The organism is Streptomyces roseoverticillatus (assembly GCF_000719265.1).
In the GTDB taxonomy this organism is placed as follows: domain Bacteria; phylum Actinomycetota; class Actinomycetes; order Streptomycetales; family Streptomycetaceae; genus Streptomyces; species Streptomyces roseoverticillatus.
The window spans coordinates 22,905-46,118 of record NZ_JOFL01000016.1 but is presented as its reverse complement, the minus strand read 5'-3'; the positions used below and the strand labels follow the sequence as shown (position 1 = coordinate 46,118).

General features: G+C 74.1%; 13 protein-coding genes. 8 read left to right on the top strand and 5 right to left on the bottom strand.

Annotation, left to right across the window (positions count from 1 at the left end):
- The first annotated feature begins 100 nt into the window (after window positions 1–100).
- The 4 genes from IF61_RS0119340 (at window position 101) to IF61_RS0119325 (ending at window position 5,884) form a co-directional block, all read left to right on the top strand.
- Window positions 101–1,240 carry a CaiB/BaiF CoA transferase family protein gene (locus tag IF61_RS0119340; protein ID WP_030367702.1) on the top strand — a complete coding sequence of 380 codons (1,140 nt, stop codon included), beginning with the start codon at window positions 101–103 and terminating at the stop codon, window positions 1,238–1,240.
- Window positions 1,237–2,379 (top strand): acyl-CoA dehydrogenase family protein, encoded by a 1,143-nt coding sequence (locus IF61_RS0119335; RefSeq protein WP_030367701.1) that lies wholly within the window; start codon window positions 1,237–1,239, stop codon window positions 2,377–2,379. Before IF61_RS0119340 ends, IF61_RS0119335 begins: the two co-directional genes overlap by 4 nt.
- Window positions 2,380–2,442: 63 nt before the next feature.
- Entirely contained in the window at window positions 2,443–3,657 is a 1,215-nt protein-coding gene (locus IF61_RS0119330) for an acetyl-CoA C-acetyltransferase (protein ID WP_030367700.1), read from the top strand.
- Window positions 3,658–3,724: 67 nt separating this feature from the next.
- Entirely contained in the window at window positions 3,725–5,884 is a 2,160-nt protein-coding gene (locus IF61_RS0119325) for a 3-hydroxyacyl-CoA dehydrogenase NAD-binding domain-containing protein (protein ID WP_030367699.1), read from the top strand.
- A gap of 198 nt (window positions 5,885–6,082) precedes the next feature.
- Here the strand turns inward: IF61_RS0119325 and IF61_RS0119320 are convergent, their stop codons facing one another.
- Together IF61_RS0119320 and IF61_RS0119315 are read right to left on the bottom strand one after the other, a co-directional pair.
- Window positions 6,083–6,814 carry a MerR family transcriptional regulator gene (locus IF61_RS0119320; RefSeq protein WP_030367698.1) on the bottom strand — a complete coding sequence of 244 codons (732 nt, stop codon included), beginning with the start codon at window positions 6,812–6,814 and terminating at the stop codon, window positions 6,083–6,085.
- Window positions 6,815–6,939: 125 nt separating this feature from the next.
- Window positions 6,940–8,451 carry a M1 family metallopeptidase gene (locus IF61_RS0119315; protein WP_030367697.1) on the bottom strand — a complete coding sequence of 504 codons (1,512 nt, stop codon included), beginning with the start codon at window positions 8,449–8,451 and terminating at the stop codon, window positions 6,940–6,942.
- A gap of 235 nt (window positions 8,452–8,686) precedes the next feature.
- Here IF61_RS0119315 and IF61_RS0119310 point away from each other — a divergent pair, with 235 nt between their 5' ends.
- The gene (locus IF61_RS0119310; RefSeq protein WP_043189902.1) at window positions 8,687–10,597 is read left to right on the top strand and encodes a Xaa-Pro dipeptidyl-peptidase; all 1,911 of its coding nucleotides are present in this window, start codon (window positions 8,687–8,689) and stop codon (window positions 10,595–10,597) included.
- Window positions 10,598–10,705: 108 nt separating this feature from the next.
- Here IF61_RS0119310 and IF61_RS0119305 read toward each other — a convergent pair whose 3' ends face one another.
- A complete protein-coding gene (locus IF61_RS0119305) occupies window positions 10,706–11,515 on the bottom strand; it encodes a class I SAM-dependent methyltransferase (protein WP_052392821.1) in 810 nt (269 codons plus the stop codon).
- 435 nt (window positions 11,516–11,950) lie between these two features.
- Here IF61_RS0119305 and IF61_RS0119295 point away from each other — a divergent pair, with 435 nt between their 5' ends.
- From IF61_RS0119295 to IF61_RS0119285, 3 genes are all read left to right on the top strand, one after another.
- Window positions 11,951–13,588, top strand: a complete 1,638-nt coding sequence (locus tag IF61_RS0119295; protein WP_030367693.1) for an ABC-F family ATP-binding cassette domain-containing protein — start codon at window positions 11,951–11,953, stop codon at window positions 13,586–13,588.
- Window positions 13,589–13,861: 273 nt separating this feature from the next.
- Entirely contained in the window at window positions 13,862–17,896 is a 4,035-nt protein-coding gene (locus IF61_RS0119290) for a Pls/PosA family non-ribosomal peptide synthetase (RefSeq protein WP_078660334.1), read from the top strand.
- Window positions 17,893–19,299, top strand: coding sequence for a M1 family metallopeptidase (locus IF61_RS0119285; RefSeq protein WP_043189810.1), 1,407 nt, complete (start codon window positions 17,893–17,895; stop codon window positions 19,297–19,299). Before IF61_RS0119290 ends, IF61_RS0119285 begins: the two co-directional genes overlap by 4 nt.
- A 474-nt stretch (window positions 19,300–19,773) precedes the next feature.
- Here the strand turns inward: IF61_RS0119285 and IF61_RS0119280 are convergent, their stop codons facing one another.
- Window positions 19,774–22,194, bottom strand: coding sequence for a Tex family protein (locus IF61_RS0119280; protein ID WP_281178040.1), 2,421 nt, complete (start codon window positions 22,192–22,194; stop codon window positions 19,774–19,776).
- Between the two features lie 108 nt (window positions 22,195–22,302).
- Window positions 22,303–23,178, bottom strand: a complete 876-nt coding sequence (locus tag IF61_RS0119275; RefSeq protein WP_030367689.1) for an SCO6745 family protein — start codon at window positions 23,176–23,178, stop codon at window positions 22,303–22,305.
- Between the last annotated feature and the right edge of the window lie 36 nt (window positions 23,179–23,214).

The following is a 23,214-nucleotide window of genomic DNA, read 5'->3' as shown; positions in this document are numbered from 1 at the left end:
CGCGAGTGTTACAGCAGTTGTGTCACAGACGTGGTGCCGCAGGGGCGGTGCCACGAGGGTCATGTCACAGGGTCGTGTCACCGACGCACAGGGGGTCCGGATGACCGGGACGGCCGGCGGTCCGCTGCAGGGCGTGCGCGTGGTCGAACTCGCAGGCATCGGGCCGGGCCCGTTCGCCGCCATGCTGCTGGCCGACCTCGGGGCGGACGTCGTCCGCGTGGACCGGCCCGGCGGCCCGGGCCTGCACATCGCCCCCTCCCGCGACGTCACCAACCGCAACAAGCGCTCGGTGACGGCCGACCTCAAGACCGAGGACGGCCGGCGCGCGGTCCTCGGCCTCGCCGCCCGCGCCGACGTGCTGATCGAGGGCTACCGCCCCGGCGTCGCCGAGCGGCTCGGCGTCGGCCCCGACGCGTGCCTCGCCCGCAACCCCCGCCTCGTGTACGGGCGGATGACCGGCTGGGGTCAGCACGGCCCCCTCGCCGACACCGCCGGCCACGACATCGCGTACATCGCCGTCACCGGCGCCCTCGGCCTGTCCGGCCCGGCCGACGGCCCGCCCGCCTTCCCCGCCAACCTCCTCGGCGACTTCGGCGGCGGTGCCCTCTACCTCGTCGTCGGCGTCCTCGCCGCCCTCCACCACGCCCGCGCCGGCGGCGCCGGGCAGGTCGTCGACGCCGCCATCGTCGACGGCACCGCGCACCTGACCGCGCTCCTCCACGGCATGCTGGCGGCCGGCGCCTGGCAGGACCGGCGCGAGGCCAACTTCTTCGACGGCGGTTCCCCCTTCTACGGCACGTACGAGACGGCCGACGGCGGCCACATGGCGGTCGGCGCGCTGGAACAGCGGTTCTACGTGCAGTTCATGGAGCTCCTCGGCCTGCCGGAGACGGCCCCCGCCCGCGAGGACCCCGCCCGCTGGGGCGAGCTGCGCGCCGCCATCGCCGCCCGCTTCCGGGAGCGCACCCGCGCCGAGTGGACGGCCGTCTTCGACGGCTCGGACGCCTGCGTCGCCCCCGTGCTGTCGCTGCGCGAGGCACCCGCCCACCCCCACCTCGCCGCCCGCGGCACCTTCGTCGAGCACGAGGGCCTCACCCAGCCCGCCCCCGCCCCGCGCTTCTCCGAAACCCCAGGCTCCGTACGACGCCCGCCCGCCCGGCCCGGCGCGGACACCGCCGAAGTGGCGCGGGACTGGGACGTCCCCGGCCTCGACTCCCTCCGGAAGGGCCCGCACAGATGAAGCGCCAGATCTTCACCGCCGACCACGAAGCCTTCCGCGGGACGGTCCGCACCTTCCTCACCAAGGAGGTCGCCCCGCACTACGCGCAGTGGGAGCGCGACGGCATCGTCTCGCGCGAGGCGTGGCGGGCGGCGGGCCGTCAGGGCCTGCTCGGGCTCGCCGTGCCCGAGGAGTACGGCGGCGGGGGCACCGCCGACTTCCGCTACAGCGCGGTGCTCACCGAGGAGTTCACCCGCGCCGGCGCCGCCGGACTCGCCGTCGGGCTGCACAACGACATCGTCGGGCCCTATCTGACGGCCCTCGCCACCGAGGAGCAGAAGCGCCGCTGGCTGCCCGGCTTCTGCACGGGCGAGATCATCACCGCCGTAGCGATGACGGAGCCCGGCGCCGGCTCCGACCTGCAGGGCATCCGCACCTCCGCCGAGGACCGCGGCGACCACTGGCTCCTCAACGGCTCCAAGACCTTCATCTCCAACGGCATCCTCGCCGACCTCGTGGTCGTCGTGGCGCGCACGACGCCCGAGGGCGGGGCCAAGGGCCTGAGCCTGCTCGTCGTCGAGCGCGGCATGGCGGGCTTCGAGCGCGGCCGCAACCTCGACAAGATCGGGCAGAAGGCGCAGGACACCGCCGAGCTGTTCTTCCACGACGTCCGCGTGCCCAAGGAGAACCTCCTCGGCGAGCTCCACGGCGGCTTCGTCCACCTGATGACCAACCTCGCCCAGGAGCGGATGAACATCGCCGTGGCCGGGATCGCCGCCGCCGAGCACCTCCTGGAGATCACCACCGCCTACGTCAAGGAGCGCGAGGCGTTCGGCCGCCCGCTCGCCAGGCTGCAGCACGTCCGCTTCGAGATCGCCGAGATGGCCACCGAGTGCGCCGTGACCCGCGCGTTCCTGGACCGCTGCATCACCGACCACGCGGCCGGCACGCTCGACGCCGTGCACGCCTCCATGGCCAAGTGGTGGGCGACGGAGCTGCAGAAGCGCGTCGCCGACCGCTGCCTGCAACTCCACGGCGGGTACGGGTACATGAGCGAGTACCCGGTCGCGAAGGCGTTCACCGACGGCCGGATCCAGACGATCTACGGCGGCACCACCGAGATCATGAAGGAGATCATCGGCCGTTCCCTGCTCTCCTGATCCGCCCCCGGGCGGCCCCACCGGCCGCTCCCGCCACCGCCCCGCCCCGAAAGGCCCACGACCTTGAGCACCGAAGCGTACGTATACGACGCGATCCGCACCCCGCGCGGCCGCGGCAAGGCCAACGGCGCCCTGCACGGCACCAAGCCCGTCGACCTCGTCGTCGGCCTCATCCACGAGCTCCGGCGCCGCCTCCCCGGCCTGGACCCGGCCGCGATCGACGACATCGTGCTCGGCGTCGTGAGCCCCCTGGGCGACCAGGGCTCCGACATCGCCCGGATCTCGGCCATCGCCGCCGGGCTGCCCGACACCGTCGCCGGCGTCCAGGAGAACCGCTTCTGTGCCTCCGGCCTGGAGGCCGTCAACCTGGCCGCCGCCAAGGTCCGCTCCGGCTGGGAGGACCTCGTCCTCGCCGGCGGCGTGGAGTCGATGTCCCGGGTGCCGATGGGCTCCGACGGCGGCGCCTGGTTCAACGACCCCATGACCAACCTCGACGTCAACTTCGTGCCCCAGGGCATCGGCGCCGACCTCATCGCGACCCTCGGCGGCTTCACCCGCGCCGACGTGGACGCCTTCGCCGCCCGCTCGCAGGAGAACGCGGCCGCCGCCTGGAAGGACGGCCGCTTCGACCGCTCCGTGGTCCCCGTGCGCGACCGCAGCGGCCTCGTCGTCCTCGACCGGGACGAGCACCCCCGCCCCGGCACCACCGTCGAGACCCTGGCCGGGCTCAAGCCCTCCTTCGCTGCGATCGGCGAGGCGGGCGGCTTCGACGCCGTGGCCCTGCAGCAGTACCACTGGGTCGAGAAGATCGACCACGTGCACCACGCCGGCAACTCCTCCGGCATCGTCGACGGCGCCTCCCTCGTCGCCATCGGCAACCGCCAGACCGGCGAGCGCTACGGCCTGACCCCGCGCGCCCGCATCGTCTCCGCGGCCGTCTCCGGCTCCGACCCCACCATCATGCTCACCGGCCCGGCCCCCGCCTCCCGCAAGGCGCTCGCCAAGGCGGGCCTGACCATCGACGACATCGACCTCATCGAGGTCAACGAGGCCTTCTCGGCCGTCGTGCTGCACTTCGCCCGCGAGATGGGCACCGGCCTCGACAAGATCAACGTCAACGGCGGCGCCATCGCCCTCGGCCACCCGCTCGGGGCCACCGGCGCCATGCTGCTGGGCACCGTCATCGACGAACTCGAACGCCGGGACGGGCGGTACGGCCTGGTCACCCTCTGCGTGGGCGGCGGCATGGGGGTCGCGACGGTGGTGGAACGGGTGTAGGCGCGACCGGCCGGCATTCCCCGGTCCCGCCCCTTCCCGTCACGCCACACATCACGGAGCCCCGGACATGACCGCATCCACCATCCGCTACGACCGCGACGCGGACGGCATCGTCACCCTCACCCTCGACGACCCCACCCAGTCCGCCAACACCATGAACCAGGCCTTCAAGGCTTCCCTCACCGCGGTCGCGGACCGCCTGGAGGCCGAGAAGGACACGGTCCGCGGTGTCGTCTTCACCTCCGCGAAGAAGTCCTTCTTCGCCGGCGGCGACCTGCGCGAGCTGATCGCCGCGACCCCCGCCGACGCGCAGCGCGTCTTCGAGGCGGGCATGACCATGAAGCGCGACCTGCGCCGCATCGAGACCCTCGGCGTGCCCGTCGTCGCCGCCGTCAATGGCGCGGCTCTCGGCGGCGGCTACGAGATCGCCCTCGCCTGCCACCACCGCATCGCGCTCGACGCCCCCGGCACGAAGATCGGCCTTCCCGAGGTCACCCTCGGCCTGCTGCCCGGAGGCGGCGGCGTCACCCGTACGGTACGGCTCCTCGGCATCACCGACGCGCTGCTGAAGGTGCTGCTCCAGGGCACGCAGTACGACGCACGGCGCGCCCTGGAGGCCGGGCTCGTCCACGAGGTGGCCGCCGACCGCGATGAACTCCTGGCCAAGGCCCGGGCCTTCATCGACGCGCACCCCGCGTCGCAGCAGCCCTGGGACGTCAAGGGCTACAAGATCCCCGGCGGCACGCCGGCCAGCCCCCGCTTCGCCGCCAACCTGCCGGCCTTCCCCGCCAACCTGCGCAAGCAGCTCGGCGGCGCGCCCTACCCGGCCCCGCGCAACATCCTGGCCGCCGCGGTCGAGGGCTCCCAGGTCGACTTCGAGACCGCGCAGGTCATCGAGGCCCGCTACTTCACGGAGCTGGTCGTCGGGCAGACCTCGAAGAACATGATCCAGGCGTTCTTCTTCGACCTCCAGGCCGTCAACTCCGGTGCCAGCCGCCCGCAGGGCGTGGCCCCCCGCCAAGTACGGAAGGTCGCCGTCCTCGGCGCCGGCATGATGGGCGCGGGCATCGCCTACGCCTGCGCCAGGGCCGGCATCGACGTCGTCCTCAAGGACGTGTCGGAAGAGGCCGCGCGCAAGGGCAAGGCCTACTCCGAGGGCCTGCTGGCCAAGGCGCTCGCCAAGGGCCGCACCACGGAGGAGAAGCGGGACGCCCTGCTCGCCCGCATCACCCCCACCGCGGACGTCGCCGCCCTCGCCGGGTGCGACGCCGTCATCGAGGCGGTCTTCGAGGACCCCGCGCTCAAGCAGAAGGTCTTCCAGGAGATCCAGCAGGTCGTCGCGCCCGACGCGCTGCTGTGCTCCAACACCTCCACGCTGCCGATCACCCTTCTCGCCGAGGGTGTCGAGCGGCCCACGGACTTCGTCGGCCTGCACTTCTTCTCGCCCGTCGACAAGATGCCGCTCGTCGAGATCATCAAGGGGGAGCGCACCGGCGACGAGGCGCTCGCCCGCGCGTTCGACCTCGTCCGGCAGATCCGCAAGACACCCATCGTCGTCAACGACTCGCGCGGCTTCTTCACCTCGCGCGTCATCGGCCGGTTCATCAACGAGGGCGTGGCCATGATCGGCGAGGGCGCCGACCCCGCCTCCGTCGAACAGGCCGCCGCGCAGGCCGGCTACCCGGCGAAGGTGCTCTCCCTCATGGACGAGCTGACCCTCACCCTGCCCCGGAAGATCCGCGAGGAGACCCGGCGCGCGGTGGAGGCGGACGGCGGGACGTGGACGCCGCACCCCGCGGACGCGGTCATCGACCGCATGGTCGAGGAGTTCGGCCGCACGGGCCGCAGCGGGGGCGCCGGCTTCTACGACTACGCGGACGGCAAGCGGGCCGGGCTGTGGCCGGGGCTGCGCGAGCACTTCACGCGGACGGACGCGGCCGTCCCCTTCGAGGACATGAAGGAGCGGATGCTGTTCTCCGAGGCGCTGGACACGGTCCGCTGCCTGGAGGAAGGCGTCCTGACGTCCGTCGCCGACGCCAACATCGGCTCCATCCTCGGCATCGGCTTCCCCGGCTGGACGGGCGGCGCCCTGCAGTACATCAACGGCTACGAGGGCGGCCTGCGGGGCTTCGTGACGCGGGCGCGGGAGCTGGCGGCGACGTACGGCGAACGGTTCGAGCCGTCGGCTCTGCTGCTGGACAAGGCGGAGCGGGGGGAGCGGTTCTGACCCTGCCGGCCGGTCCGGCACCGCCGGTCGCCGCCGCGGGGGTCGATCGCCGCGGCGGCGGCAGTTCCTTGCCGGCAACGAACAGTTGCCGGCAACAGGAATTTTCCGCCGCAATGACGAGCAGCCACCACGGACATGTCCGGCGGTGCCGAACCGGCCGCGGGCCACGGCAGCCCGCACCGCCGGCCACCGCGGCTGTCAGCCCGCCGCCGAGGCGTCCCCGTACGCCGCCCGCAGCTCCTCGTTCAGGGAACGCTGGAACGCCGTGACCAGTGCCTGGATGACGAGCGGTTGCATGTGGGCCGACAGGGACTTCATCGCCGCGACGTCCGGGGTCCGCGTCTCGACCTCGTCGCGGAAGAGCCGCGACAGTTCCCGTGCGGCGGCACGGGCGTGTTCCAGGAGCACCGTCCGGGCGGCGAGGATCGCTTCCGGTGCGATCGGCACGTCCAGCAGCCGGACGCCGAGGTGGAGGAGGCCGGGGTCGACCCGGAAGCCGTCGCCGGAGCCGTCCCGTTCCAGGATGTTCATCGCGGCGAGCCGGTCGACGTCCTCCTCGGTCAGGGCGCGGCCCGCCCGCCGCTCCAGCTCCTCCCGGCTGGTGTCCTCGGCCTCGTCGGGCATCCAGGAGGCCACGAGGGCGCGATGGATGGCAAGGTCGTGGGCGCTGAGGCCTTCGGGGAGCCGGTTGAGGTAGCGCTCGATGGCGGCGAGGGTGAGGCCCTGGTGCTGGAGTTCCTCGATGAGGGCGAGCCGGGAGAGGTGGCCGGGCCCGTAGCGCCCGACCCGGCGGGGGCCGAGCTCGGGCGGCGGCAGCAGCCCGCGGCTGCTGTAGAAGCGCACGGTCCGCACGGTCACCCCGGCCCGGGCGGCCAGTTCGTCCACCGTCAGGGCCGGTTCGCCGGTCCCCGTCTCCGCCTCCGTGGCCATGGGCGGCACCTCGCTCTCTGTTCCGCACCCGTCGGTGTCGAACAGTATTGCTGTGCCACCGGTGCCGTGAAACCGGCAGCGGCCCCGCCCCGCGCGATGCGCACGGGGCGGGGCCGCGAGCGCGGTCAGTGCCGGTGGGCGCGCTCCGCCTCCTGGATCTGCTTCCAGGACTTGGGCGGAATGAGTCCGGACGTCACGGACTTCCTGGCCTTGGCGGCCCCGCCGTCCGCGGCGGGAGCCGGCAGCGTGGCCGGCTTCGACGGCTGGAACAGCCACGTGTCGAAGAGCGGTGCGAGCTGCTTGCCGGAGGCCTTCTCGGCGAACTTCACGAAGTCCTGCACGGAGGCGTTGCCGTAACGGTTCTCCGTAGGCCACTGCTTGAGGATCGAGAAGAACGTCTTGTCCCCGACGGTGTTGCGCAGCGCCTGCAGGGCGACGGCCCCGCGGTTGTAGACGGCGCGGTCGAACTGCCGGTCCGCGCCCGGGTCGCCCGGCTTGACCTTCCAGAAGGCGTTGTCGGCGGGGAGGCTGTTGTAGACGTACTCGGCGAGCTCCTGGGCGGTGCCCTCGCCCTCCTTCTCCGACCACAGCCACTGGGCGTACGTGGCGAAGCCCTCGTTCACCCAGATGTCGCGCCAGTCCTTGACGGAGACGCTGTCACCGAACCACTGGTGGGCGAGCTCGTGCACGACGATCGACTGGTTGGCGCCGCTCGCGAACGACGAGGGGCTGTAGAAGGGCCTGGTCTGGGTCTCCAGGGCGTAGGAGGACGTCACGTTCGGCACGTACCCGCCGACGGCGGTGAAGGGGTACGGGCCGAAGACCGTGCTCTCCCAGTCGGTGATCTCGGCGGTGCGCTCGATGCTGGCCTTGGCCGAGGAGAGGTTGTCGCCGAGGTCCTTGCTGTAGGCGTTGACGACGGGCAGGCCGCTCGCCGTCGTGTCCGTGGTGATGTCGAACTTGCCGACGGCGAGGGTCGTCAGATAGCTGGCCTGGGGCTTGGTGGAGCGCCAGTTGTAGCGCGTCCAGCCGAGCTTGGAGGACTGGGAGGCGAGGACGCCGTTGCTGATGGCCTGGACGTCGTCCGGCACGGACACGGAGATGTCGTACGTGGCCTTGTCGGTGGGGTGGTCATTGCTCGGGAACCACCAGGCCGCCGACTCCGGCTCCTGGGCGACGACCCCGCCGTCGGGGGTGCGCTTCCACGCCGAATAGCCGTTGATCTTCACGGCGGAGGGGACGCCGCTGTAGCGGACCACGACGCTGACGGGCTTGCCCTTCTCCAGCGGCCCGGCGGGCGTGATCTCCAGCTCGTGGGCGCCGGTCAGCTTGTGCGCCGCCTTCTTGCCGCCCACCAGGACCTCGCTCACGTCGAGCGTGAAGTCGAGGTTGAAGCGGGACAGTGCCTGGGTGGGGGTGGCGAGCAGGGTCGCCGTGCCCTCCAGCCGGTCCGTCTTCGGCTGGTACTTCAGCCGCAGGTCGTAGTGGGAGACGTCGTAGCCGCCGTTGCCGGCGTCCGGGTAGTACGAGTCCCCGGCACCGGGGGCGCCGGGCGTGGCGTCCGCCGCCGAGGCCGGGACCGCGAGCAGCAGGAAGGCGGCAGCGGCCGTGCTCGGAACGATGAGTCTCTGACGCACGAAACACTCCAACTCGTAGAGGAGAACGATCACTCGAAGCCTATGTACTCACCAACCACGCGGGTATGTCCATGGCGCCTTCCGACATGTGATCGACATGTGCGCGTCATGAGGCGGGACGGCCGTCAACTCCTGAAGCCGCCTTCACCCCTTCTGTTTCCGGCCCCGGCGGCGTTACGGTCCGGCCGTGATCAGACACCGGCGGGTTTCCCGCATACCCTGGGCTTCACTCGTACTGGCGGCCGTGGCCGCCCTGTTGACGGTTCTCGTGTCGCCGCCGGGCGGCGCGCAGGCCGCCCCGGCACGCCGCGGAGAGAGCGCACCGGTCTATTCGTACGACCGCGCCGTCCGCGAATCCGTCTGGGTCGACACCCGGGTCGACGCCGACGGCGACGGCCGGAACGACCGGGTCGCCGTGGACATCATCCGGCCGCGGGAGGCGGCGGAGCAGGGCAGGCGCGTCCCCGTCATCATGGACGCCAGCCCGTACTACTCGTGCTGCGGCCGCGGCAACGAGAGCCAGAAGAAGACGTACGACGCACAGGGCCGGCCGGTCCAGTTCCCGCTCTACTACGACAACTACTTCGTACCGCGCGGCTACGCCGTCGTCCTGGTCGACCTCGCGGGGACCAACCGCTCCGACGGATGCGTCGACATCGGCGGCCGGTCCGACATCCAGTCCGCCAAGGCCGTCGTCGACTGGCTGAACGGCCGGGCGCGCGGCTACACCACGCGCGGCGGGACCGGCGCGGCAACGGCCGGCTGGACCACCGGGGCCGTCGGGATGATCGGCAAGAGCTACGACGGCACGATCGCCAACGGCGTCGCCGCGACGGGCGTCGAAGGCCTGAAGACCATCGTCCCCATCGGCGCCATCAGCTCCTGGTACGACTACTACTTCGCCCAGGGCGCGGCCCTCTACGACGGCGGGCCTGACGGTCTCTCCAACGGCATCGAGAGCCCGGAGGCCCGCGGCCGCTGCCAGGCCGTACAGCGCGCGCTCGTGGAGGGCGCCCCGCGCAACGGCGATCAGACCCCCCTGTGGGAGGACCGCGACTACGTCAAGGACGCCGGGAACGTGCGCGCCAGCGTCTTCGCCGTCCACGGCATGCAGGACCTCAATGTACGAACCAAGCACTTCGGCCAGTGGTGGGACGCCCTCGCGGAGAACGGCGTCGAGCGCAAGGTCTGGCTCTCCCAGACCGGCCACGTCGACCCGTTCGACTTCCGCCGCGAGGCCTGGGTGACCACCCTCCACCGCTGGTTCGACCACTACCTCCTCGGCTACGACAACGGCATCGAGCGCGAGCCCGTGGCCGACGTCGAGCGCGCCCCCGACCAGTGGTCCACCGACCGCGCCTGGCCGCCGGCCGGCACCCGTACGACCACGCTGCGCCCGGCCGCCGGACCCGTCGCGGGCGTCGGCACGCTCGGTCTGAAGCCCGCGCCGCAGGGCGCCACCGCCGCGTTCACCGACGACCCGAAGCTGAACGAGAGCAACTGGGCCACGGACATCGACAAGCCCACGCCCGGCAAGGCCGGTTTCGTCACCCCGCCGCTCACCCGAGAGCTGCGGCTCTCCGGCTCGTCGACGGTGAGCCTGACCGTCACCCCGTCCACCTCCTCCGCCCACCTGTCCGCCGTCCTCGTGGACCTCGGGCCCGCCACCATCCGCGACTACGCGGCCTCCGGCGAGGGCATCCGCACGCTGGCCGACCGCACCTGCTGGGGCAGCGGCACCACCGGTGACAGCGCCTGCTACAAGCGCACCGAGGCGTCGAAGGCCCAGGTCGGCCACACCGTCTTCAGCCGCGGCTGGGCCGACCTCGGCCACTGGGACGGCTCGGGCAAGGGCGGCCCCCTGACCCCCGGCGAGCCCTACGCCATGACGCTCGACCTCGCCGCCACCGATCACGTCGTCCCGGCGGGCCACCGCCTGGCCCTGATCGTCGCCGGCACCGACGCGGGCCTCATCGAACCCGCCTCCACCACCCCGCACGTCACGGTGGACCTCCACGACACCTCGGCGAGCCTGCCGCTCGTCGGCGGCTACGGGGCCTTCGCCCGCGCCACATCGGGCGGCGGGCACACCAAGCCCACGGCACCACGCGGGCTGGGCGTGCCGTCGCTGGTGCACGTGCCGTAGGCACTGCCGGAACCCCGCCCGGGCCGGGCCCGGCACCGGACCCGCCCGGTGTCAGGCCCGGCACCGGACCCGCCCGGTGTCAGGCCCGGCACCGGACACCGCCCGGTGTCAGGCCCGGCTCCGCGCCAGGAACAGGCTGCTCGTCACCCTCACCCCGGGACTTCCGCCGTCCTCCTCCACGACCCGGGCCGCGTCCCGCAGGAGCCGTTCGCGCACCGCCGCCGGGAGCGCCCGGTAGCCGGAGAAGGAGGCGAGCAGCTCGATCAGCCCGGACGGGGAGCGTTCGTGCGCCGATTCGTACAGCCGGTGCTCCATGCCGGCGAAGCCGCCGTCCGCCTCCATCTCGCGCCACTGCCGCGCCTGCGGGCCGAGCCGGGCCGGGCGGGGGCGCGGGTCGAGGATGGTGTAGGGCGGTACGTCCAGCCCGTGCCGGGCGTGGAGGGCCGTCAACCGCCCGGCCAGGCGGCGGTCCTCCAGGTGCCAGTGGTTCCAGAAGAGGGCCACCGCCCCGCCCGGCCGCAGGGCCGTCCTCGCCCGTGCCCACCGCACCGCCGGGTCCACCCAGTGCCAGGCCTGGGCGCAGTACAGCAGCCCGTAGGGCCGGTCCGGGCGCCAGGTCTCGAAGTCGGCGACCTCGACGGCGACGTGCGGCATCCCCGTGCAGCGGCGCCGCAGCACCCGCGCCATCCGCGCGTCCGGCTCGACGCAGGTCACCGGGGTGCCGCGCGCGGCGAAGGCGAGCGTCGCCTTGCCGGTCCCGGCGCCGACCTCGACGGCGGGCGCGCCCGCGGGAAGGGCGGCGAAGCCCAGGACGTCCTCGACCAGCCGGCCCGGATAGCCCGGCCGCGCCGAGTCGTACTGCTCGGCGTCGTCACCGAACACATGCCGCCGTGCCCGGTCGTCCCCTTCGGTCGCCATGCGGTCACTGTAGGACCGGGCGACAGGGCTCCGCAGTCGGTCGCCGGCTTCCTATTTGCGGTGGCAGACGAACGTCCGGGTTCCGTCGTCGCCGGTCTGGATCACGGCGCTCGCACATCCCTCCGGGCACCGCGGCGGAGCGGCGTGGGCGCTGCGCTGCCGGTCCGACGGGAAACCGCACACGGAGCAGTACCACGTCGGCTTGTACGGGTACGTCACGTCCCACCACATCGCGTTGCGGCAGTGCGGGCACCTGACCAGAGGAGGACCGTTCCGACCTGCGTTCATAGCCGGCATGCTGCCCCAGCGGACGCGGGCACGCGGCCGGTCCCGCGAATTGTTCGCTCGTTCGGGCAGCGCCCCCGCCGCCTCCCCGGCGCCCTCCCCGAAAACCGGTACGGAAGCACCCGCATCGCCGGTTAGAGTCGACGGGATATGAGTGCCACCCTCGTCGCCAAGAACCTGGCCGCCGGACACGGCGACCGCACCCTCTTCTCCGGGCTCGACCTCGTCGTCGCGCCCGGTGACGTCATCGGCCTCGTCGGGGCCAACGGCGCGGGGAAATCGACCCTCCTGCGGCTGCTCGCGGGGCTGGGCCGGGCCGAGGAGGGCGGGATCTCCCTCAGCCCGCCCACGGCCACCGTCGGGCACCTGCCGCAGGAGCCGGACCGGCGGCCCGGGGAGAGCGTGCGGGCCTTCCTGGCCCGCCGGACCGGCGTCGCGCAGGCCCAGGCCGACCTCGACGCGGCCACCCAGGCGCTCGTGGAGGGCGCCCCCGGCGCCGACGACGCGTACGCCGCGAGCCTGGACCGCTGGCTCGGACTGGGCGGGGCCGACCTGGACGAGCGCGCCGAGGAGGTCGCCGCCACCCTCGGCCTCGCCGTGGGCCTCGACCGGCCCATGACCAGCCTCTCCGGAGGGCAGGCCGCCCGCGCCGGGCTCGCCTCCCTGCTGCTGAGCCGCTACGACGTCTTCCTCCTGGACGAGCCCACCAACGACCTCGACCTCGACGGGCTGGCCCGCCTGGAGTCCTTCGTCACCGGGCTCCGCGCCGGCACCGTCGTCGTCAGCCACGACCGCGAGTTCCTCACCCGCACCGTGACGAAGGTCCTGGAGCTCGACCTCGCCCAGCAGGAGATCCGCCTCTACGGCGGCGGCTACGCCGCCTATCTGGAGGAGCGCGAGACCGTCCGCCGGCACGCCCGCGAGGCCTACGAGGGCTACGCCGACACCCGGGCCGGGCTGGAGGCCCGCGCCAGGACCCAGCGCAACTGGATGGAGAAGGGCGTCAAGAACGCCCGCCGCAAGGCCACCGACAACGACAAGATCGGCCGCAAGTTCCGCAGCGAGGCCACCGAGAAGCAGGCCGCCAAGGCCCGGCAGACCGAGCGGCTCATCGAGCGGCTGGATGTCGTCGAGGAGCCCCGCAAGGAGTGGGAGCTGCGCATGGAGATCGCCGCGGCCCCGCGCTCCGGCGCTGTCGTGGCCACCCTGCGCGGCGCCGAGGTGCGCCGCGGCTCCTTCGCCTTCGGCCCCGCCGACCTCCAGGTCGACTGGGCCGACCGCATCGCCGTCACCGGCGCCAACGGCTCCGGCAAGTCCACGCTCCTCGCCGCGCTCCTCGGCCGGCTGCCGCTCGACGCCGGGCACGCCGCGCTCGGCCCGGGCGTCGTCGTCGGCGAGGTCGACCAGGCGCGCGCCCTCTTCTTCGGCACGGAGGCGCTCCTGGAGGCCTTCGGCGCGGCCGTCCCCGAGCTCGCCCCCGCCGACGTGCGCACGCTGCTGGCGAAATTCGGCCTGAAGGCCGACCACGTGCTGCGCCCGGCCGCCACCCTCTCGCCGGGGGAGCGGACGCGCTCGGCACTGGCCCTGCTCCAGGCCCGCGGCGTGAACCTCCTGGTCCTGGACGAGCCCACGAACCACCTGGACCTGCCGGCCATCGAGCAGCTGGAGTCGGCGCTCGCCTCGTACAACGGCACGCTGCTCCTGGTCACGCACGACCGCCGGATGCTGGACGCGGTCCACACGACCCGCCGCATCGAGGTCTCCGAGGGGCACCTCACGGAGCTCTGACGCCCCGTTGCCCCGCAGGAGTGTCCGAAAACAACCCCAGGCCCAGGCCAAACCTTTCCCAAGAGCACGGCCGTCCAGGCTGACCTGCCGGCCGTAAAAGCCGTGCGGCGGCCGGGACGTCACGGTTTCCCGGGCCGTACGGACTCTGTTCGATTTACGGAATGTTACTCAGGGATACGAACCGGCCCCGCGCGAGCCGCCGTCTGTGGGTGCGGACGTCCACAGGACGCCCGCACCCACCACCGCACCACGGCATCAAGTGAGGCCGCCCCGATGTCCCACCCCACCGTCTCCGTACCCGGCACCCCGCACAGAACCCGGGCGCTCTACGGAGGCACCCCGCCGGCCCCGCCGCGCACCCTGCTCGACATCCTCGACGCCACCGCGGCGCGTCACCCCGGCGCCCCCGCCCTCGACGCCGCCGGGGAGGTCCTCAGCTACCGGGCCCTGTGCGACGAGGTCGCCCGCCGCGCCGCGTTCCTGCACCGCGCCGGCATCGGCCCCGGCGACCGCGTGGGCGTCCGCGTCCCCTCCGGCACCGCCGAGCTCTACCTTTCGATCCTCGCGGTCCTGCGCTGCGGGGCCGCCTACGTGCCCGTCGACGCCGACGACCCCGACGAGCGCGCCGCCACCGTCTTCGGCGAGGCCGGCGTCGCCGCCGTCCTCGGCCCCGGCGGCCGCCTCTCGCCCACGGGCACCCGGCCCCAGCTGCCGCCGGCGGCAGGACCCCGTCCCGTCCGCCCCGGCGACGACGCCTGGATCATCTTCACCTCCGGCTCCACCGGCGCCCCCAAGGGCGTCGCCGTCACCCACCGCAGCGCCGCCGCCTTCGTGGACGCCGAGGCCGGGCTGTTCCTCCAGGACGCGCCCCTCGGCCCCGGCGACCGGGTGCTGGCCGGCCTGTCCGTGGCCTTCGACGCCTCCTGCGAGGAGATGTGGCTGGCCTGGCGGCACGGCGCCTGCCTCGTCCCCGCCCCCCGTTCCCTCGTCCGCGCCGGCCACGAACTCGGGCCCTGGCTCGCCGAGCGCGGCATCACCGTCGTCTCCACCGTGCCCACCCTGGCCGCGCTCTGGCCCCCGGAGACCCTCGACCAGGTGCGCCTGCTGATCGTCGGCGGCGAGGCGTGCCCCGCGGCGCTCGTCTCCCGCTTCGCCGCGCCCGGCCGCGAGATGTGGAACACCTACGGCCCCACCGAGACCACCGTCGTCGCCTGCGCCGCGCGCCTGCTGCCCGGCGAACCCGTACGCATCGGACTGCCCCTGGCCGGCTGGCGGCTGGCCGTCGTCGACGAGGCCGGGGAAGCGGTGCCGTACGGCGCCGAGGGCGAACTCGTCGTCGCCGGCGCGGGGAACGCCCGCTACCTCGACCCCGTCAAGGACGCCGACCGCTTCCGCCCCTCGCCCGCCCTCGGCGACCCGCGCTCCTACCGCACCGGCGACCTCGTCCGGGCCGACCCCGAGGGCCTGGTCTTCGCGGGCCGCGCCGACGACCAGATCAAGCTCGGCGGGCGGCGCGTCGAACTCGGCGAGATCGACGCCGCGCTCGGCGCCCTGCCGGGCGTGCGCGGAGCGGCCGCGGCCGTACGGAGCACGCCCGCAGGCGGGCACATCCTCGTCGGCTACGTCGTGCCGGACGCCTCCTACCGGCGCGAGGAGGCCAGAGCGCTGCTGGCCGAGCGGCTGCCCGCCGCACTCGTGCCCGTCCTCACCGAGCTCGGCGACCTGCCCACCCGCACCTCCGGCAAGGTCGACCGCGACGCCCTGCCCTGGCCGCCGCCCGAACCGGGCGGGACCGGCGGCGAACCGGACGGCGGCGAACTCCACGGCACGGCCGCCCGCCTCGCCGACCTGTGGGAGCTCCACCTCGGCACCCGGCCCGCCGCCGGCTCCGACTTCACCGCCCTCGGCGGCACCAGCCTCACCGCCGCCCGCATGGCCTCCGCCCTGCGCGAGCACCACCCCGGCGTCTCCGTGGCCGGCCTCTACCGCCACCCCGTCCTGCGCGACATGGCCGCGCACCTCGACTCCCTCGCCACCCCCGCCCCGCCGGAGGGCGCGGCCGAACGCACCGTCCGCCCCGTGCGCAGACGCGCCGGCGCGGCCCAGATCCTCGTGCAGACCGCCCTGTTCGGCATAGCCGGGCTGCGCGGGCTCGTCGCCCTCGCCGCCGCCGACGACGTCCTCGGCCTGCTGGCACCCCGGCAGTGGGCCCCGCACACCTCCTGGTGGCTGGTCCTGGCCGGCTGGCTCGTCCTGCTCAGCGCCCCCGCCCGGCTCGCCGTCGGCGCCACGGCCGCACGCCTGCTGACCCGCGGCATCGAGCCCGGCACGTACCGCCGCGGCGGCCGCGTCCACCTCCGGCTCTGGACCGCCGAACGCACCGTCGCCTCCTTCGGGGTCCCGGCGCTCCTGGGCACCCCGTGGGCCGCCCGGTACGCACGGGCCCTCGGCTGCACGACCGGCCGCGGCGTCGCCCTGCACACCATGCCGCCCGTCACCGGCCTCGCCACGCTCGCCGAAGGCTGCTCCGTGGAGCCCGAGGCCGACATCTCCGGCTGGTGGCTCGACGGCGACGACCTGCACATCGGCCGCGTCACCCTCGGCGCCGGAGCCCGCGCGGGCCACCGCAGCACGATGATGCCCGGAGCGGTCCTCCACCCCGGCGCCGAACTCGCGCCCGGAGCCTGCCTGGACGGCCACGCCGCGGCGGGGGAGCGGTGGGAGGGCTCGCCGGCCCGCAGCGCCGGCCGCGCCGAACCCGTACCGGCCGGGGGCCCCGCGCTCCCGTCCCTCCGGGCGAAGGCCGCCTACGCCCTCACGCTGGCCGCCCTGCCCGTCCTGCCCTTCCTCGCCGCCCTGCCCGCGCTCGTCGGCACCTACTACCTCGTCAAGGACTGCACCACCCTGCTGTCCGTGTCGCTCACCCTGCTCGCCGCCGTCCCGGTGCTCACCGTCGCCGGCAGCCTGTCCTGGGCCCTTCTCCTCGCCGGCGCCGTCCGGCTGCTCGGCCGCGGCATCCGGCCCGGCGACCACCCCGCGTGGGGCGCCGTCGCCTGGCGGGCCTGGCTCGTCACCCGGCTCCTGGACGGCGCCCGGGCCGGCCTCTTCCCGCTCTACGCGAGCCTCGCCACGCCCGTGTGGCTGCGCCTGCTGGGAGCCCGCGTCGGCCGGCGCGCCGAAATCTCGACCGTCCTTCCCCTGCCCTCCCTCCTCACCGTCGACGACGGGGCCTTCCTCGCCGACGACACGCTCGTCGCCCCGTACGAACTGCGCGGCGGCCGGCTCCGCCTGGGCACCGCGCACATCGGCCGGCGCGCCTTCGTCGGCAACTCCGGCATCGTCGGCCCCGGCCGCAGCGTGCCCGACCACGCCCTGATCGGCGTCCTCTCCGACGCGCCCGAGCACAGCGAACCCGGCAGCTCCTGGCTCGGCCGCCCCGCGATGCCCCTGCCGCGCAAGGCGGCCGCCGCCGACGCGCACCGCACCTTCGAGCCGCCGCGCCGCCTCGTGGCCGCCCGCGCCGCCGTCGAACTGTGCCGCGTGCTCCCGCTGATGGCCGGATTCGCCCTCGCGGAACTCGTCTTCCTCGCCGAGCAGGACGCCCTCGACACCGGCGGCCTGCTCTTCGCCGCCGCGGTGGGCGCCCCGCTGCTGCTGGCCGCCGGCCTCGCCGCCGGCCTGACCACCACCGCCGCCAAATGGCTCCTCGTGGGCCGCTTCACCGCCGGCGAGCAACCCCTGTGGTCCTCGTTCGTCTGGCGCAACGAGCTCTACGACACCTTCGTCGAGACCCTCGCCGTGCCCTGGCTGGCCGGCCCGTTCACCGGCACGCCCGTTCTCAACTGGTGGCTGCGCAGCCTCGGGGCCCGCATAGGCCGCGGCGTCTGGTGCGACACGCACTGGCTGCCCGAGACCGACCTCGTCTCCCTCGGCGACGGCGTCACCGTGGGCCGCGGCTGCGTCCTGCAGACCCACCTCTTCCACGACCGGATCATGCGCATGGACGCCGTGCGCCTCGACGCCGGCGCGTCCCTCGGCCCGCACGGCATCGTCCTGCCCGGCAGCACCGTCGGCGCGGGCGTCTCCCTCGCCCCGGCCTCCCTGGTCATGCGCGGCGAGACCGTCCCGGCCGGCACCCGCTGGGCCGGCAACCCGATCGCGGGCGCGGATCCCCTCCCGGGGGGCGGGGACGGCGCCGGACGGCACCGGGGGAGCACCGCGCGTTCCGCCGCGGCCGCCCTGTGCACCGCCGGAGCCGTCACGGGTTCCGCCGGGGGCGCCGTTGTTCCGCCCGGGAGCGTCGCATGACCCTGTGGGAGCGTCTCCGCTGCAGCCGCCGCGCCCTGTTCGGGGCCGCGGCGGGCCTCCCGCTGACCGCGACCGCCGCCGACACCGCCGCCCGGCAGGGCGGCGGCCCGCGCTACTTCCCCCGCAACGGCTCCGACGGCCACCGCACCCTCGCCTACGACCTGACGCTCGGCTACGACCCCGGCCGGGCCCGGCTCAACGGCCACGCCCGCATCCGGGCCGTAGCCAACGAGCGCACCGGCCGCATCACCCTCGACCTCGCCCGGCTGAAGGTGCGCGCCGCGTACCTGGACGGGCAGCCCGTCACCGTGCACCAGCACGGCGGCAAGGCGGTGCTCGCCGCCCCGCGGCCCCTCGCCGCCGGAGAGACGTTCGTCGCCGACGTCCACTACGGCGGCAGGCCCGGGCCCGTCCGCACGCCGTTCGGGCCCATCGGCTGGGACCGCACGGGGGACGACCACGGCGGCACCCTCGTCGCCTCCCAGCCGGTCGGCGCCCCGTCCTGGTTCCCCTGCAACGACCGCCCCGACGACAAGGCCGCCTACACCTTCACCGTCACCGTGCCTCGCGGCCACGACGTCCTGGCCAACGGCACCCTCCAGGAACGCCGGGAGACCCGGGACTCCACCTCCTGGACCTACCACCACCCCGGGCCCATGGCCTCCTACCTCGCGGCCGTCTGCACCGGCCGCTTCACCCACGACACCCGCGGCACCTTCCGCAACGCCTACCCCGCCCACCTCGCCGAACAGGCCCGCCACGACCTGGCCCGGCAGCCGTGCATGCTCCGCGCCTTCAGCGGCTGGTTCGGCCCCTACCCGTTCGAGACCTACGGCGCCGTCGTCGTCGACGCGGAGCTCGCCGCGCCCGTCGAGAACCAGACCCTGTCCGTCTTCGGCCGCAACCACGTCGACGGCCGGCGCGGCTCCGAGACCCTCGTCGCCCACGAACTCGCCCACCAGTGGTTCGGCAACAGCGCCGGCGTCGCCGACTGGCGGCACATCTGGCTCAACGAGGGCTTCGCCACCTACGCGGAGTGGCTGTGGTCCGAACACCTCGGCGAGGACGACGCGGACACGCTCGCCCGGGCGGCCCGCCACGACCTCGCCTGCCGCGGGCAGGACCTGTGCATCGCCGACCCCGGCCCGCGGCAGCTCTTCGACGACCGGATCTACGTACGCGGCGCGTGCACCCTCCACGCCCTGCGGCTCGCCGTCGGCGACGACTGCTTCTTCCGCACCCTGCGGACGTGGCACGCGGCGCACCGGGGCGGGACGGGGGACACGGAACGCTTCGTGTCCCACGCGGAGGGAATGACGGACCGTCCGCTGCGTCCCCTGCTGAACGCGTGGCTGTACGGGGCGCCGGTCCCGCGCTTCTCCTCCGGAGAGGGAGCGGACTGACGGCCCTGCAGCTCGGCTGGGCACCGCCGGCCAACCACGTCGGGGTTGCGCGCCGCTGCGGCGGAAAGAGCCTGCCCGCCGACCCGGCCTGGCACCGCCGGTTCGCCACATGGTGGCTTATCGCCGTTGCGGCGGAAGAAGGGGGCCTGCCACGACCGGCGGGCGGAGCCTCACCGTGCCGTGCTTTGGTGAAAAATGCCCGCCGCAGCGCTGAGGTGCCACGACGGCGAGGGTCCGGCGGAATGTACGGCCGGGGGTGCCGATGGCCCGGTCGGCGTCGGGCCGTGGCCCGGCTTGGCACCGCCGGGTCTGCCACGTGGTGGCTCCTCGCCGGTGCGGCGGAAGAGGGTGGCGCCGCACCGGCGCCTTACAGCGGGGCGAGCACGCGAGAAGAATGCCCGCCGCAACGCCGAGTCACCACGACGGTGAGGGTCCGGCGGAATGGGCAAGCCACCGGACCCCGTACGTAAGCGGCTACCGCAAGCCGGCGCGGCGCAAGGCCTCCGCCATCGCGTCGTTCACCGGCGGAGCCGCCTCGCGGGGGCCGCCGCGTCGCTGCTGGGGCGTGCCCGCTCCCCGGCGGCCGGAGCCGCGCTCGGAACCCCGTTCCTGGCGCGGACGCTCGCCGCGCTCGGATCCGCGCTCGGAACCCCGCTCGGGGCGCTGGCGCCCCTCGCCCCCGCCGGACGGCGACGCCGCGTCGTCGTCAAGCCGCAGCGTCAGCGAGATCCGCTTGCGCGGGATGTCGACGTCCATGACCTTGACCCGCACGATGTCACCCGGCTTGACGACGTCCCGCGGGTCCTTCACGAACGTCCGGGACATGGCCGACACGTGCACCAGCCCGTCCTGGTGGACACCGACGTCCACGAACGCCCCGAACGCGGCCACGTTGGTGACGACGCCTTCCAGGATCATCCCCGGCTGCAGGTCGCCGATCTTCTCGACGCCTTCCTTGAAGCTCGCCGTCTTGAACGCGGGCCGCGGGTCGCGGCCGGGCTTCTCCAGCTCGCGCAGGATGTCGGTGACCGTCGGCAGACCGAACGTCGCGTCGACGAAGTCGCCGGGCCGCAGGGAGCGCAGCACGGAGGTGTTGCCGATGAGGGAGGCGACCTCGCCGCCGGTGCCCTTCACCATCTTCCGCACCACGGGGTAGGCCTCCGGGTGGACGCTGGAGGCGTCCAGCGGGTCGTCCCCGCCGCGGATGCGCAGGAAGCCCGCGCACTGCTCGTACGCCTTGGGGCCCAGCCGGGCCACGTCCTTCAGCGCCCGGCGGGACCGGAACGGACCGTTCGCGTCGCGGTGGGAGACGATGTTCTCGGCGAGGCCGGAGCTGATGCCGGAGACGCGTGCGAGCAGCGGCGCGGACGCGGTGTTGACGTCGACGCCGACGCCGTTGACGCAGTCCTCGACGACCGCGTCCAGCGAGCGCGACAGCTTCACCTCGGACAGGTCGTGCTGGTACTGGCCGACGCCGATCGACTTGGGGTCGATCTTGACGAGCTCGGCGAGCGGGTCCTGCAGACGCCGGGCGATGGAGACCGCGCCGCGCAGCGAGACGTCCAGCCCGGGCAGCTCCTGGGAGGCGAAGGCGGAGGCGGAGTAGACCGAGGCGCCGGCCTCGGAGACCATCACCTTGGTGAGCTTCAGCTCCGGGTGACGGGAGATCAGGTCGGCCGCCAGCCGGTCCGTCTCGCGGGAGGCCGTGCCGTTGCCGATGGCGACGAGCTCGACGCCGTGCTCCCGGGCGAGCCGGGCCAGCGCGGCGAGCGAGGCGTCCCACTTGTTCTGCGGGACGTGCGGGTAGATCGTCTCGGTGGCGGCGACCTTGCCCGTGGCGTCCACGACCGCGACCTTCACACCCGTGCGGAAACCGGGGTCGAGACCCATCGTGGCGCGGGTGCCGGCCGGCGCGGCGAGCAGCAGGTCGCGCAGGTTCGCCGCGAAGACGCGGACGGCCTCGTCCTCGGCGGCCTGGCGCAGCCGCAGCCGCAGGTCGATGCCGAGGTGGACGAGGACGCGCGTGCGCCAGGCCCAGCGCACGGTGTCGCCCAGCCACTTGTCCGCCGGCCGGCCCCGGTCCGCGATGCCGAAGCGCTGGGCAATCATCTGCTCGTACGAGCTGGGGCCCGCGGGCGCCTCGTCCGCCGGCTCCGGATCCAGGGTGAGGTCGAGGATCTCTTCCTTCTCGCCGCGCAGCATGGCGAGCACCCGGTGCGAGGGCAGCTCGGTGAAGGGCTCGGCGAAGTCGAAGTAGTCGGCGAACTTCGCGCCCTCCTCCTCCTTGCCCTCGCGGACCTTCGCGGCGACGCGCCCGCGCGTCCACATGCGCTCGCGCAGCTCGCCGGTCAGGTCGGCGTCCTCGCCGAAGCGCTCGGTGAGGATGGCCCGGGCACCTTCCAGCGCGGCGGCGGCGTCCGCGACGCCCTTGTCCGCACCGGCGAAGGCGGCGGCCGCGGCGAGCGGATCGGTGCCGGGGTCGGCGAGCAGGCCGTCCGCCAGCGGCTCCAGGCCGGCCTCCCGCGCGATCTGCGCCTTCGTGCGCCGCTTGGGCTTGAAGGGCAGGTAGATGTCCTCCAGCCGGGCCTTGGAGTCGGCGGCGCGGATGCGCGCCTCCAGCGCCTCGTCCAGCTTGCCCTGGGAGCGCACGGACTCCAGGACCGCCGTGCGGCGCTCCTCCAGCTCGCGCAGGTACCTCAGCCGCTCCTCGACGGTGCGCAGCTGCGCGTCGTCGAGCATCTCGGTGGCTTCCTTGCGGTAGCGGGCGATGAACGGCACGGTCGAACCGCCGTCGAGCAAGTCGACCGCGGCCTTCACCTGCCGCTCCCGCACGCCGAGCTCCTCGGCGATCCTGCCTTCGATCGACGCCCCGGGCGACGCACCAATTGCCGTCACGATCACGCTCCGCTTTCTCTTCGGGCTGCGGACTGCATTGTGGCAGGTGCCGCCGACAGCGCCGCGCCCGAGCCGCGCGGCGCCCTGCGTTTCGGCGCCGGTTCCGGCTCAGCCGTTGCCGAGGAGGTCGGCCGGGAACGCGCCCGCCGCCACCGCGGCCGCGGCGAAGGCCTTGCCCAGCTCGGTGAGGCGCTCCACGCCCGCCGCGCCCAGGTGCTCGTACGGCGCGGCGTCGAGGCGGTCCGTCTCCGCCTCCAGCTCGTCGCGCAGCGCGTTGCCCGCCCCCGTCAGTTCGCCGGCCCCGTTCAGCAGCCCGCGCGCCCGCAGCCGTTCCCGGCCGGCGTTCAGCTCTTCCACGGACCAGCCGCGCGTCCGGACGAGCCACTTGTCGCTCATGCCGCCGCCGGTGGCGCTGTGGCTGAGGAGCGCCTCGACCGGGTCGAGGCCCGCCCTTACGAGCGCCATGACGTGACCGTCGCCGCGGTGCTCGCGCAGCAGCGTGGAGGCGTGCCAGAGCGCGAGGTGGGGGGTCTCGGGCACGGGCAGGTCGGCGTGGGCGGAGTACAGGGGCCGGCCGCCGCGGCAGCAGCCCTCGGTGGCGCGCACGGCGAGCTCCGCGGCCTCGGCCATCTCCGGGGAGGCGACCGCGTCCTCGCCGAGCAGGCGGCGCAGCGTGCCGTCGGCCGCGCGCAGCCGCGCGGCGAGGACGTCCTGCGGGGCGGCGATGTCCCAGACGCCCGGGAGGTGCTGGGCGACCCGCTCGTGCTTGTAGTTGTAGAACGCGGCCGTGACAGGGCCCGCGCCGACGCGCCCGAACGCGGCCGTCCGCCCGGCGATGTTGACCGCGGGGAAGTCCTCGATCCCCAGGGCGCCCATCTCCCGCACGATCTCGGGCGAGAAGTACACGGTGGCGTGCAGGGTGTTGAGGGGCTGCTGACAGCGGCGGGCGGCACGCTCCGGCAGGGACCCGTTGAGAGAAGTCATATGCCGCACGCTACCGACTGGTCGGTACGGCGGGAA

What these genes read in the sequence shown, in the direction of transcription:
- IF61_RS0119340 (WP_030367702.1), top strand. Translation starts at nt 101, where the DNA reads ATGACCGGGACGGCCGGCGGTCCGCTGCAGGGCGTGCGCGTGGTCGAA.
- IF61_RS0119335 (WP_030367701.1), top strand. Translation starts at nt 1,237, where the DNA reads ATGAAGCGCCAGATCTTCACCGCCGACCACGAAGCCTTCCGCGGGACG.
- IF61_RS0119325 (WP_030367699.1), top strand. Translation starts at nt 3,725, where the DNA reads ATGACCGCATCCACCATCCGCTACGACCGCGACGCGGACGGCATCGTC.
- IF61_RS0119320 (WP_030367698.1), bottom strand. Translation starts at nt 6,814, where the DNA reads ATGGCCACGGAGGCGGAGACGGGGACCGGCGAACCGGCCCTGACGGTG.
- IF61_RS0119305 (WP_052392821.1), bottom strand. Translation starts at nt 11,515, where the DNA reads ATGGCGACCGAAGGGGACGACCGGGCACGGCGGCATGTGTTCGGTGAC.
- IF61_RS0119295 (WP_030367693.1), top strand. Translation starts at nt 11,951, where the DNA reads ATGAGTGCCACCCTCGTCGCCAAGAACCTGGCCGCCGGACACGGCGAC.
- IF61_RS0119290 (WP_078660334.1), top strand. Translation starts at nt 13,862, where the DNA reads ATGTCCCACCCCACCGTCTCCGTACCCGGCACCCCGCACAGAACCCGG.
- IF61_RS0119285 (WP_043189810.1), top strand. Translation starts at nt 17,893, where the DNA reads ATGACCCTGTGGGAGCGTCTCCGCTGCAGCCGCCGCGCCCTGTTCGGG.
- IF61_RS0119275 (WP_030367689.1), bottom strand. Translation starts at nt 23,178, where the DNA reads ATGACTTCTCTCAACGGGTCCCTGCCGGAGCGTGCCGCCCGCCGCTGT.